We start from the raw sequence: 11976 nt of genomic DNA, 5'->3' as shown, positions 1-11976 counted from the left end.
CGCGGAGAGGGGCGAGGTCGTCGCCCGGGCTCACCCTGCGCGGCGGGGCGGCCTGATCGGGCGAGCAGTGGGGGAGACCTCATCAGGATCACCCCGCCGAGCGGTGGGGACGGCTCCGACGGTGACTACGATGGTCGGGTGACAGCCGCGCCCGACCATGCCCGGACCGTGGCGGTGGTGACCCTCGGATGTGCCCGCAACGAGGTCGACTCCGAAGAGCTGGCCGGCCGGCTGGCCGCGGAGGGGTACCGGCTCGTCGAGGACGCCGACGGCGCCGACGCCGTCCTGGTCAACACCTGCGGCTTCATCGAGACGGCCAAGAAGGACTCCGTCGACGCCATCCTGACCGCCACCGACTCCGGCGCCTCCGTCGTCGCCGTCGGCTGCATGGCCGAGCGTTACGGCTCGGAGCTGGCCGGGGCGCTGCCAGAGGCCACGGTCCTGGGGTTCGACGACTACGCGGACATCGGCGGCCGGCTGGACGACGTCCTCTCCGGTCGCCCCCTGGTGCCGCACACCCCACGGGACCGCCGGACGCTGCTGCCGATCAGCCCCGTCCAGCGGACCGCCGCGGTGTCGGCGCCGGACTCGCCCGCCATCCCCGGGCACGACTGGCTGCGCCGCATGCGGCTGGCCTCCGGCCCGACGGCGGCGCTCAAGCTCGCGTCGGGCTGCGACCGGCGCTGCGCCTTCTGCGCGATCCCCACCTTCCGCGGCGCGTTCGTGTCCCGGCCGCCGGCCGAGGTGCTCGGCGAGGCGCAGTGGCTGGCCTCGCAGGGCGTGACCGAGCTCGTGCTGGTCAGCGAGAACTCCACGTCCTACGGCAAGGACCTCGGGGACCTGCGCTCCCTGGAGAAGCTCCTCCCGGAGCTCGCGGCCGTCGAGGGCATCGTCCGCGTGCGGGTGGCCTACCTGCAGCCGGCCGAGCTCCGGCCGGGGCTGCTGGAGCTGATCGCCACCACGCGGGGCGTCGCGCCGTACTTCGACCTGTCCTTCCAGCACTCCTCGCCGACGCTGCTGCGCCGCATGCGCCGATTCGGCGGCACCGAGGACTTCCTGCGCACCATCGAGCGCGCCCGTAGCCTGGCGCCCGGCGCCGGGTTCCGCACCAACGTCATCCTCGGCTTCCCGGGGGAGACCGAGGAGGACGTCGCGGAGCTGGAGCGCTTCCTCACCGAGGGCCGCCTGGACGCGGTCGGTGTCTTCGGCTACTCCGACGAGGAGGGCACCGAAGCCATGCGGCTGCCCGGAAAGCTCGACCAGTCAGAGATCGACGCGCGCGTCCGGCGGGTCACCGACCTGGTCGAGGAGCTGACCGCCCAGCGGGCCGAGGACCGGGTCGGCGAGCGCGTCGAGGTGCTGCTCACCGAGGACCTCGCCGACGACGAGGGGCCGGGCACCTGGTCGGGCCACGCCGCGCACCAGGACCCGGATGCCGACGGCACCACCACGGTCACCGGTGTCCCCGAGGGCGCGGTCGCCGGCGAGCTGGTCACCGCCGAGGTCGTCGGCACCGAGGGGATCGACCTGGTGGCGCGCGTGCTCGTGCCCGCCGTGACGCCGGCCGGGCGGCGAGCGCGGTGACCGACGTCGCCCCGGACCCGGCCGCGACCCCGCCCCAGTCGGCGAAGCTGGTCAACCTCCCCAACGCGCTGACGCTGCTGCGGCTGGCCTTCGTGCCGGTGTTCGCCGTGCTGCTGCTGCAGGACGACGGGCTGGACGACGCCGGCCGCTACTGGGCCACGCTGGTCTTCGGCCTGGCGATCATCACCGACCGGTACGACGGGCAGATCGCGCGCCGCACCGGTCAGGTCACCGAGTTCGGCAAGCTGGCCGACCCGATCGCGGACAAGGCGCTCACCGGCACCGCGCTGATCGGGCTGTCGGTGCTCGCGTTCCTGCCCTGGTGGGTCACGGTGGTCATCCTGGTCCGCGAGGTCGGGGTCACCCTGCTGCGCTTCTGGGTCATCCGCCACGGCGTGATCGCCGCGAGCCGGGGCGGCAAGGTGAAGACGGTCGTGCAGGCGCTGGCGATCGCCCTGTACATCCTGCCGCTCTCCGGCCTGATGGCCTCGGCGCGCTGGTGGGTCATGGCCGCCGCGGTGCTGCTGACCGTGCTCTCGGGGCTGGACTACGTGTACCGCGCGGTCACGCTGCGCCAGACGAGCGCGCGGGCGATGCGCGCGGCGACCGCCCGCCGCGCTGCCGGGCCCGGCACCGGCGGCACCGGCGCGGGGACCCGCACCGACACCGCGGCCTGAGCCGGTGGCGGCGTCCCCCGACCTGGCGGCCCTCGCCGGCCAGGTGCACCGGGCGCTGCTCGCCCGCAGGGAGACGGTCGCCGCCGCCGAGTCGCTCACCGCCGGGCTGCTCTGCGCAGCCCTGGCCTCGGTGCCCGGTGCCAGCGCGACCCTCCGCGGTGGCGCCGTCGTCTACGCCACCGACCTCAAGGCGACCCTGGCGGGCGTGCCCGAGGGAGTGCTGGCCGAGCACGGCCCGGTGAGCCCGCAGACCGCGGCGGCGCTCGCCGAGGGCATCCGGCTGCGCTGCGGCGCCGACTGGGGCGTGGGGCTGACCGGGGTGGCCGGTCCCGACCCCGTGGACGGGCACGGGCCGGGCCGGGTCTACCTGGGCACCAGCGACGGCGAGCGCACCGACGTGGCGCAGCTGGACCTGCCCGGCGGCCGGGCCGACGTGCGCAGCGCTGCGGTCGCCTCGGCGTTCCGCACGCTGCTGGAGCGGCTGGCCGGGAAGCCGAGCTCCGTCACAGGCGTTACGCCATGAGCGGACTCGGCCCCGTCGGTGGGCTGACGGCGTGCGCGCCGCGTACCGTGAGCGCACGGTGCCTGACGGCACCGCCGCTTCCCCGCAGGCAGGACAGGAGACGGCCATGACGCTGCTGCGCACCCAGCTCGGGAACACGCTGCGCGGCCACCGGCTGCGTCAGCACCGCACGTTGCGCGACGTCTCCGGGGCTGCCCGGGTCAGCCTGGGCTACCTCTCCGAGGTCGAGCGCGGCCAGAAGGAGGCCTCCTCGGAGCTGCTCGCCTCCATCTGCGACGCCCTCGAGGTGGAACTGGCCGACCTCCTCGCCGAGGTCAGCCTGGAGCTGCGGGTCGCCGCCGCCGGAGCCGACGTCCGCCCGCTGGCCGCACCCGGGGAGACCCGCGAGGCCGAGCCCGCCGCGGCCGCCGAGCAGGGCGCCCCGGCCGCCGAGCCCGCCCTCGCGCTGGTCGGTGCGGGTGCGCAGGGCCGGGCCGCGCGCCGTCAGGGCGACGCGGTCTCCCTCGCCGCCTGACGGCCCGGCCGCGCCACTGGGGGACGGCGTCGGACGGCGCCGTTCGTCCCGGGGTCGTGCACCGCACGCTGAGCGCTCACCGCAGCGGCAGGCCCCGGGTGAACACCACCCGATCGCGTCCCGGGCCGGCGTGCCCGGGGGAGGGCGCCGGGTGCGCCCCGCAGCGGGCGGCCAGACGGCCGGCGAGGTCGGCGAAGCGTTCCAGCAGCCGGGTCGCGATCCCGTGCCCGCGGAACCGGGGGTGCACCGCGACGGCGTGCACCACGGCCAGCCGGTCGGCGCTCACCACGCCGAGCAGGTAGCCCGCTTCCTCGTCGTCGGCGGTGAGCGCCACCGCACCGAAGCCGCCCAGCTGGTGGAAGAAGACCGGGTCGTGCAGCGCGCGGACCGCGTCGTCGTCCAGCTGGCTGCCGGACCAGAACTCGCCCCGGCTGGCGAGCAGCCTGCCCAGCAGCGCACCGGCGGAGAGCTCCTCGAACCCGACCAGCCGGAGGTCGCCGGCGGTCACCGCGCCGCCCGCGCGGCGATCAGCTCCGCCCGGCTCGGTGGGTCGGCGCCCACCCGGCTGCAGTTCAGGGCGGCTCCCAGCGCGGCGTCGTCGACCAGTGCCAGCAGCTGGTCGTCGGAGGCCGCCTCGAGGGCGGCGCGGCCGGTGATGCCGGCCGCCAGGAGACCGGTCAGCAGCCCTGCTGCGAGGGAGTCGCCCGCACCGACGGTGTCGACGACGTCGACCGGCGGGATGTCCCGGCGGAGCACCGGTCCGCCGGGCCGGGCGATGCGCAGCGGTGCGCCGCCGTCGGTGAGCACGACCAGGGCGGGGCCGCGTCCTGCCCAGCGCCGCGCCGCCTCGTCCAGGTCGGCGGTGCCCGGCTCCAGCCAGGTCAGGTCCTCGGCGCTGACCTTGACCAGGTCGGCGCGGGAGACCAGCGCGTCCAGGCGGCGGGTCACCGACTCCCGGTCATTTCCCAGGGTGGCGCCCACCGGTCCGTCGGCCAGCATGGGCCGGATGTTCGGGTCGACGCTGACCAGTGCGGAGCCGGCCAGGCGGTCGACCAGCCGCGCGATGGCGGTGCTGCCGGGCTCGGTCCAGCTGGAGATCGAGCCGACGTGCAGTGCGCCGACGTCGTCGGGCAGCGCGCGGGTGAGCTCGTCGTCGGTCCACTGCCAGTCGGCGGCGCCGAGGACGTGGAAGCCGTAGTCGGGCGAGCCGTCCTCGCCGAGGCCGACGACGGCCAGGCTGACCGGCTCGGCGGCGTCGACGAATCCCGCGGTGTCGACGCCCGCCAGCTCGGCGTGCCGGCGGAGGTTCGCGGCCAGGGGGCCGGTGCCGAGACGGGCCAGCAGCCGCACGTGGGCCGCCAGGCGGCCGGCCGCCACGGCGACGTTGAGCGCGTTGCCGCCGGGGCGGGCGACGTACTGCGGCGATGTCCCCTCCGGTCCGGCGCCGGCCTCCGGCACGGGCAGCAGGTCGACGACGAGCTCTCCGAGGACGCACAGGACGGGGCTGGCGGGCGGCACGACCGAACCCTAGCCGCGACCCGGAGGGCCTGCGTTGGCTGCCGAGGGTGACCACCTGGGACGATGATGGGGACGAGCATCGCCGGGCCGGCCAGCGTGCCGGAGCAGGAGGACCCAGTTCCATGCCCAACCCGTTCGTGAAGCTGTGGAAGTACCTGACCGCGTCGGCCAACGCGCAGATCGACCAGCGTGCCGACCCCAAGATCCAGATCGCCCAGGCCATCGAGGCCGAGCAGAGCCGCCACCAGTCGCTGGCCAACCAGGCCGCCGCGGTGCTGGGCAACCAGCGGCAGCTGGAGATGCGGCTGAACCGCCAGCTCGGTGAGGTCGAGAAGCTGCAGTCCTCCGCCCGCCAGGCCCTGCAGCTCGCCGACCAGACGCGCGCCAAGGGGGACGCCGCCAAGGCCGGCGAGTACGAGCAGGCCGCGCAGGCGTTCGCCACCCAGCTGGTGGCCGCCGAGCAGTCGATGGAGGACCTCAAGCGCAGCCACGACGAGGCGCTGCAGGCCGCCGAGCAGGCCCGCGGCGCGGTGGAGCAGTCGCGGATGCGGCTGCAGACCACGCTGGCCGAGCGCACCAAGCTCATGAGCCAGCTCGAGCAGGCGAAGATGCAGGAGCACGTCGCCGCCTCGATGAAGCAGGTCAACGAGCTGGCCGCGCCGGGCAACACCCCCAGCCTGTCGGAGGTGCGCGACAAGATCGAGGCCCGGTACGCCAACGCGCTGGGGCAGGCCGAGCTCGCGCAGAGCTCGGTGGAGGGCCGGATGCTCGAGGTGCAGAAGGCGACCCTCGACGTCGCCGGGGCCTCGCGGCTGGACCAGATCCGCGCCTCCATGGGCGGCGGGGCGCCGGCCGTCGAGGGCAGCTCGCCCGCCGCGGCGATCGAGCAGGGTGCGCCCTCGGTGGCCCAGCCGGCCGAGCAGCGCGAGGCGCAGCCGGCCGAGCGGCCCGACCAGCAGTAGAAGGACCCTCCTGCCCCCGCCGCTCGCAGGCTCGCGGTGGGGCCCTGCAGGAGGGCCGGCAGAGGTCCGTCTGCCCCCACCGCCCACCGGCGGTGGGGGCAGACCCGTCTTCAGCCCGGAGTGGCCAGGGGCCGCGGCCGGCCCGGTTCGCCGGTCCGCGCCTCGGGGGCGATGGGGGAGTCCGCAGCCTGGCAGCGGGGGCACCAGTAGGTCACCCGTTCCTGCAGGTGCGGGCCCTGGTCGCCCATGAGGATCGGCGTCCTGCAGCGCCGGCACGGCTTGCCCTTGCGCCCGTAGACCCAGTGGTCCTGGCCGCGGCGCAGGTCCCCGGTGGTGCTCTGCTCCGGGTGGTCGCGGTTGGCGAGCATGAGGGTCCGCGCGCGCGTGACGAGGGGCTCGAGCTTCGCGTCCACGTCCGCGACCCTGGCCCAGGGGTGCACGCCGCAGAGGAAGAGCGACTCGACCTTGTAGAGGTTCCCGGGGCCGCAGAGGTTGCGCTGGTCGAGGATGGCCACGCCGACCTGCTCGTCGGGGTGCGACCGGAGCCGGCGCAGCGCCTCGTCGAGGTCCCAGTCGGGCCCGAGGACGTCGGGTCCCAGGTGCCCGACCAGCCGGTCCTCGTCGCTGGTGGGGACGATCTCGACGTCGTGCAGCCGGTAGCCGACGCACTCCCACTCGTCGGTGGCCAGGACGACGCGGACGTCGTAGCCGGGCCCGCCGCGCCATCGGGCGCCGGGCCGGTAGATGTGCCAGCTGCCGTCCATGCGGTAGTGCGTCCGGAGCGTCCGCTCGTCGGCCAGCCGGATGAGCATGTGCTTGCCGCGGGGCACCACCTCGCTGACGGTCACGCCGGTGAGGTCGAGCGCTGCGAGCTGGGGCAGCCGGAACTCACCGCGGCGCAGCGTGGCGCCGGCCAGCGCCTGGTTCATGCGCTTGGCCGCCAGCCAGACGGTGTCTCCTTCAGGCACACGCCCATGATCCACGCTGACCGTGGACCGTGCCTTCCGCTCGCTCCAGCTGGGCGTTTGACGTGTCAACCGCTTGGTGAGGCCGTGTGGTTGACACGTCAATGCCTGCGGTGGAGCCTCGTGCCGTGGCTCGGAGCACGCGCTGGCTGGACGAGGACCAGGAGGCCTCCTGGAGGTCCTATCGGCAGATGGCGAGCCGGCTGGAGGCGCACCTGGCCCGGTCGCTGGCCCGGGACGGCGGCCTGTCGGTGCCGGACTTCGACGTCCTCACCGCCTTGACCGATGCGCCGGAGCGTCGGCTGTGCCTCAAGGACGTGGCGGCCGGGCTGCTCTGGTCGCCGTCCCGGCTGTCGCACCACCTCGACCGCATGCAGGCGCGGGATCTCGTCCGGCGGGTGCCGTGTCCCGAGGGCCGCGGAAGCGACGTCGAGACGACCGAGCGCGGGGTGGCGGCGGTGACTGCGGCCGCGCCGGCACACGACGCCGCGGTGCGCGACGCCTTCGTCGACGTCATCTCGCGCAAGGACCTGGCCACGCTCGGCCGGATCGCGGAGGCGGTGCTGGAGAACCTCGCCGACGCGCCGGACGCCTGACCGCCCGGTGCCGGGGTGGGTCAGCCGCGCAGCCGCAGACCTCGCGGTGTCGCGCTGAAGCCGGCCGCCTGCAGGGCCGCCGACAGCGGTGTCGACTCGTGCACCGACGCGCCGTCGGCCTTCTGCACGACCATCCGGCCGAGTGCGCCGGCGGCGACTGCCCCGGAGAGCGCGGTGGCGGCCTCCTTGAGCACCTGCTCCTCCTCGGTCCAGGACAGCAGCGTCTTGCCGCCCCGCTCGACGTACAGCACGAGGTCGCCGTCGACGAGGACGACCAGGGCTCCGGCCTTCCGGCCGGCGCGGTGGCCGGCGGCCTTGCGCGCCCCCGTGCCCTCGCCGAGGTCGACCGCCTCGCCGTCGACGGCCACGGTGCGCTCGGGCCAGGGCAGGGCGGCGCCGTAGACGTTGGCCGGGTCGGTGGCGGCGAGCACCACCGCACCGGCGGGGACGCGGTCGGGGGCGGCGAAGCTGCGCAGCCGGTCGACCGAGCCGGGAGTGCCGAACTGGGCGGCGCCGAGGGTCTCGACGAAGTACCCGCGCCGGGCACGGCCGTTCTCCTCGAAGGCCCGCAGCACCGGGTAGACGGCCGAGAAGCCGCCGACGACCTGCTCGGCCATCACCGCGCCGCGGGTGAGCACGCCGTGCCGCTCCAGCAGGGCCTCGGCGCGTGCGGTCGTCCGGCGGGTGGCGTTGGCCTCGCGGTCGGGCAGTCTCGACCAGCGCCCCGCCACGGTGGGCGGGCCGGTGCGGCTGGGCATGACCGCCCGGCCTGCTCGCGGGCGCCCGTACCGGCTGCGGGTGACGCGCGGCGCGGCGGCGGCGCGCTTGTGGGTGCCGCCACCGCCGAGCCGGGTGCGCAGCGGCGCCAGGGTGTCGTTGGTCAGCGCGCCGGCCCAGACCAGGTCCCACACCAGGTCGGCCAGCGCGGCGTCGTCGGTGGCGCCGACGGCGTCGGACAAGCCGCGGAAGAACATGGCCTGACCGCCGGCGAGCAGGTCGAGCAGCGGCTGCGCCTCCCCGGCGACCTCCAGCTGCTCCGGCAGCAGCAGCGGCGCCAGGTCGGCAGGCACCAGGCTGATCCAGCCGTCGTTGCCGGGCAGCCCGCCGGCGCCGGCCCAGAGGACCTCCCCGGCGCTGGTCAGCTCGTCGAGCATGGCGGGGGAGTAGTCGCGCACCCGGGTCGGCAGCACCAGCGACTCCAGGGCGCTGGCCGGCACGAGCGCGCCGGCCAGCTGCTCGACGACGGTCAGCACGCCGTCGGCACCGCGCAGCCGGCTCCCCACCGACTGCCAGGAGGGCGTGAACCGGGCGAGCGTCCCGATCGGGACCGGCTCGACCTCCTGGCGCAGCTTGGCCAGGCTGCGCCGGCGGATGGAGCGCAGCACGTCGGCGTCGCACCACTCCTGGCCGCTGCCGCCGGGACGGAACTCCCCGCTGACGAGCCGGCCGGTGCCGGTCAGCCGCTGCACGGTGGCGGTGACCACCGCGACGCCCAGGCCGAGGCGGGTCGCGACCTCGGCCGGCTGGAACGGGCCGTGGGTGCGTGCGTAGCGGCCGATGAGGTCGCCCAGCGGGTCGGCGACCGGCTCGGTGAACACCTCGGGCACCCCGACCGGGAGCGCGGTGCCGAGGGCGTCGCGCAGCCGCCCGGCGTCCTCGATGGCGACGTAGCGCTCCTCGCCGGCGATCCGCACCAGCAGCGCGCGGCGGGCGGCGACCAGCTCGTCCAGCCACGCCTGCGTCACCCCGCGCCGGGCGGCCTCGGCTGCGGTCAGGTCGCCGACGACGCGCAGCAGGTCACCACCGCCGTCCATGTCCCGCGGGTGGCGTTGCTCGGGCAGCCGCTGCAGCTCGGACTCGATCTCGGCCATCGCCTCGGCGTCGAGCAGCTCGCGCAGCTCGGAGCGGCCGAGCAGCTCGGCGAGCAGGCCGGTGTCCAGGGCGAGCGCCTGGGCGCGGCGCTCGGCCAGCGGGGCGTCGCCCTCGTAGAGGAACTGGCCGACGTAGCCGAACAGCAGCGACTGCGCGAACGGCGAGGCCGACTCCGTCTGCACGTCCACGACCCGAACCCGGCGGGCGCGGACGTCGCGCATCAGCTCGACCAGACCCGGGACGTCGTAGACGTCCTGCAGCACCTCGCGGGCCGCCTCGAGGGTGATCGGGAAGGAGGAGAACTCGCTGGCGACCGAGAGCAGCTGGGCCGCGCGCTGGCGCTGCTGCCACAGCGGGGTGCGCCGCCGCGGGTCGCGCCGGGGGAGCAGCAGCGCCCGCGCGGCGCACTCCCGGAACCGGCTGGCGAACAGCGCCGAGGTGCCGACCTCGGCGGTCACCTCGCGCTCCACGTCATCGGGGTCCAGGACCGCCAGGTCGCCCTCCGGGGGCTCACCGGTGGTGTCGGGCAGCCGGAGCACGATGCCGTCGTCGGAGTGCATCGACGACACGTCGACGCCGTAGCGCTCGCGCAGCCGGGCCGCCAGCACCAGCGCCCACGGCGCGTTCACCTGCGCACCGAACGGCGAGTGCACGACCAGCCGCCAGTCGCCCAGCTCGTCGCGGAACCGCTCGACCAGCAGGGTCCGGTCGTCGGGGAGGTGACCGGTGGCCGCCTTCTGCTCGGCGAGGTAGGCGGCGAGGTTGGCCGCTCCCCACTCGTCCAGCCCCGCGGCGCGGGCGCGCTCGAGCCCGGCCTCCGGCGTCGCGGAGCCGACCTCGCGGAGGAACGCGCCCAGCGCACGCCCGAGCTCCAGCGGGCGGCCGGGTGCGTCGCCGTGCCAGAACGGCATCTTGCCGGGCTGCCCCGGCGCGGGGGTGACCAGCACGCGGTCGTGGGTGATGTCCTCGATCCGCCAAGACGACGACCCGAGGAGGAACACGTCGCCCACCCGGGACTCGTAGACCATCTCCTCGTCCAGCTCGCCCACGCGCCGTCCGCCGGTGCCCTCGCCGCCGACGAGGAAGACGCCGAACAGGCCGCGGTCGGGGATGGTGCCGCCGCTGGTGACGGCCAGCCGCTGTGCTCCGGCGCGTGCCGTGAGGGTGTCGGTGACGCGGTCCCAGGTCAGCCGCGGGCGCAGCTCGGCGAACGCGTCGGAGGGGTACCGCCCGGCCAGCATGTCCAGGACGGCGTGCAGCGCGGACTCCGGCAGCGAGGAGAACGCCGCCGACCGCCGCACCAGGTCCCCGACCTCCTCCACGGTGCGCGGGCGTTCGGAGACCATGGCGACGATCTGCTGGGCGAGGACGTCGAGCGGGTTGCGCAGGTACCGGATGGACTCGATGGCCCCGGCCTTCATCCGTTCGGCGACCAGCGCGCACTGGACCAGGTCGCCGCGGTACTTCGGGAAGAGCACCCCGCGGCTGACCGCGCCCACCTGGTGCCCGGCGCGACCGACCCGCTGCAGACCGCTGGCCACGGTGGGCGGTGCCTCGACCTGGACGACCAGGTCGACCGCGCCCATGTCGATGCCGAGCTCCAGGCTGGAGGTGGCGACGACGGCCGGGAGGCGTCCGGACTTCAGCGCCTCCTCGACGATCGCGCGCTGCTCGCGGGAGACCGAGCCGTGGTGGGCGGCCGCGACCGGCTGCACGCCCTCGGGCACGCCGCCCCCCGAGCCGGCCTGCGCCATGAGCTGGGCGGCGTTCGTGCCGGGGGGCACCGGCTCGCCGGTGGCCCGCTCGTAGGCGAGCTCGTTGAGCCGGCTGGTCAGCCGCTCGGCCAGCCGCCGGGAGTTGGCGAAGACGATCGTGCTGCGGTGGGCCTCGACCAGGTCGAGCACCCGTTCCTCGACCGCGGGCCAGATCGAGTTGCGCGGCTGGTTGCCGGCCGCCGAGCCCTCGAGCTCACCGGTGGGCTGACCCAGCTCGCTCATGTCCTCGACTGGGACGACGACCGAGAGGTCCCACTGCTTGGTCGAGCCGGGGGACACCACCTGCACCGGCCGCCCACCCGCGAGGTAGGTGGCGACCTCCTCGATCGGGCGCACGGTGGCCGACAGGCCGATCCGCTGGGCCGGCCGCTCCAGCAGCTCGTCGAGCCGGTCGAGGGAGACGGCCAGGTGCGCGCCGCGCTTGGAGTCGGTGACCGCGTGGACCTCGTCGATGATCACCGTCTCCACGCTGCGCAGCGCCTCCCGTGCCGCGCTGGTGAGCAGCAGGAACAGCGACTCGGGCGTGGTGATCAGGATGTCCGGCGGCTTGCGGGTGAAGGTGCGCCGCTCGTCGGCGGGGGTGTCGCCGGACCGGATCCCCACCTTGATCTCGGGCCGGGGCAGGCCCAGCCGGGCCGCGGCCTGCCCGATGCCGGCGAGGGGGGCGCGCAGGTTGCGCTCGACGTCGACGGCCAGCGCCTTGAGCGGTGACACGTAGAGGACCCGGCAGCGGGACGTCTCGTCCACCGGCGGGGTGGCGGCGAGTCGGTCGAGCGACCACAGGAACGCAGCGAGGGTCTTCCCCGAGCCGGTGGGGGCGACGACGAGTGCGTGCTGCCCGCTGCTGATCGCCTCCCAGGCGCCGTCCTGGGCCGCGGTCGGCCGCTCGAAGGCACCGGTGAACCAGGCCTGGGTGGGCTCGGAGAAGCGGGCCAGCGCTCCCTCGCTCCGGGAGCTGCCGGCGGACGCGCGGGCGGACACGTGATGAGT

At 75.5% G+C, this 11976-nt stretch carries 10 protein-coding genes; 6 read left to right on the top strand and 4 right to left on the bottom strand.

The window, feature by feature from the left end; genetic code table 11:
• The first annotated feature begins 177 nt into the window (after positions 1 to 177).
• The 4 genes from rimO (at position 178) to GCU60_RS13625 (ending at position 3298) form a co-directional block, all read left to right on the top strand.
• Complete coding sequence (gene rimO, locus GCU60_RS13640; protein ID WP_345770587.1) at positions 178 to 1584, top strand: 30S ribosomal protein S12 methylthiotransferase RimO; 1407 nt, start codon at positions 178 to 180, stop codon at positions 1582 to 1584.
• The gene (pgsA, locus tag GCU60_RS21090; protein WP_163206096.1) at positions 1581 to 2261 is read left to right on the top strand and encodes a CDP-diacylglycerol--glycerol-3-phosphate 3-phosphatidyltransferase; all 681 of its coding nucleotides are present in this window, start codon (positions 1581 to 1583) and stop codon (positions 2259 to 2261) included. Before rimO ends, pgsA begins: the two co-directional genes overlap by 4 nt.
• A gap of 4 nt (positions 2262 to 2265) precedes the next feature.
• The gene (locus GCU60_RS13630) at positions 2266 to 2784 is read left to right on the top strand and encodes a CinA family protein (RefSeq protein ID WP_345770586.1); all 519 of its coding nucleotides are present in this window, start codon (positions 2266 to 2268) and stop codon (positions 2782 to 2784) included.
• A gap of 106 nt (positions 2785 to 2890) precedes the next feature.
• Complete coding sequence (locus GCU60_RS13625; RefSeq protein ID WP_163206094.1) at positions 2891 to 3298, top strand: helix-turn-helix domain-containing protein; 408 nt, start codon at positions 2891 to 2893, stop codon at positions 3296 to 3298.
• A gap of 76 nt (positions 3299 to 3374) precedes the next feature.
• Here the strand turns inward: GCU60_RS13625 and GCU60_RS21635 are convergent, their stop codons facing one another.
• Positions 3375 to 3806 (bottom strand): GNAT family N-acetyltransferase, encoded by a 432-nt coding sequence (locus tag GCU60_RS21635; RefSeq protein ID WP_163206092.1) that lies wholly within the window; start codon positions 3804 to 3806, stop codon positions 3375 to 3377.
• Positions 3803 to 4816: a PfkB family carbohydrate kinase gene (locus tag GCU60_RS13615; protein ID WP_163206089.1), complete on the bottom strand. Its 1014-nt coding sequence runs from the start codon at positions 4814 to 4816 to the stop codon at positions 3803 to 3805. The genes GCU60_RS21635 and GCU60_RS13615 overlap by 4 nt, the downstream gene beginning before the upstream one ends.
• Positions 4817 to 4938: 122 nt before the next feature.
• On the opposite strand from GCU60_RS13615, the gene GCU60_RS13610 reads away from it, so the two are divergent.
• Complete coding sequence (locus tag GCU60_RS13610; protein WP_163206087.1) at positions 4939 to 5778, top strand: PspA/IM30 family protein; 840 nt, start codon at positions 4939 to 4941, stop codon at positions 5776 to 5778.
• A gap of 110 nt (positions 5779 to 5888) precedes the next feature.
• On the opposite strand, the gene GCU60_RS13605 is transcribed toward GCU60_RS13610, so the two are convergent.
• Positions 5889 to 6746 carry a DNA-formamidopyrimidine glycosylase family protein gene (locus GCU60_RS13605; RefSeq protein ID WP_163206085.1) on the bottom strand — a complete coding sequence of 286 codons (858 nt, stop codon included), beginning with the start codon at positions 6744 to 6746 and terminating at the stop codon, positions 5889 to 5891.
• A gap of 125 nt (positions 6747 to 6871) precedes the next feature.
• Here GCU60_RS13605 and GCU60_RS13600 point away from each other — a divergent pair, with 125 nt between their 5' ends.
• On the top strand, positions 6872 to 7339 hold the full coding sequence (locus GCU60_RS13600) for a MarR family transcriptional regulator (protein WP_163206083.1): 468 nt from the start codon (positions 6872 to 6874) through the stop codon (positions 7337 to 7339).
• 20 nt (positions 7340 to 7359) lie between these two features.
• Here the strand turns inward: GCU60_RS13600 and GCU60_RS13595 are convergent, their stop codons facing one another.
• Positions 7360 to 11967 (bottom strand): ATP-dependent helicase, encoded by a 4608-nt coding sequence (locus GCU60_RS13595; protein WP_163206081.1) that lies wholly within the window; start codon positions 11965 to 11967, stop codon positions 7360 to 7362.
• Between the last annotated feature and the right edge of the window lie 9 nt (positions 11968 to 11976).

Origin of the sequence: Blastococcus saxobsidens, assembly GCF_010682065.1 — a bacterium.
In the GTDB taxonomy this organism is placed as follows: Bacteria; Actinomycetota; Actinomycetes; order Mycobacteriales; family Geodermatophilaceae; genus Blastococcus; species Blastococcus saxobsidens_B.
Note: the sequence above shows the minus strand (reverse complement) of the source record. Positions and strands in the feature narration are given on the sequence as shown.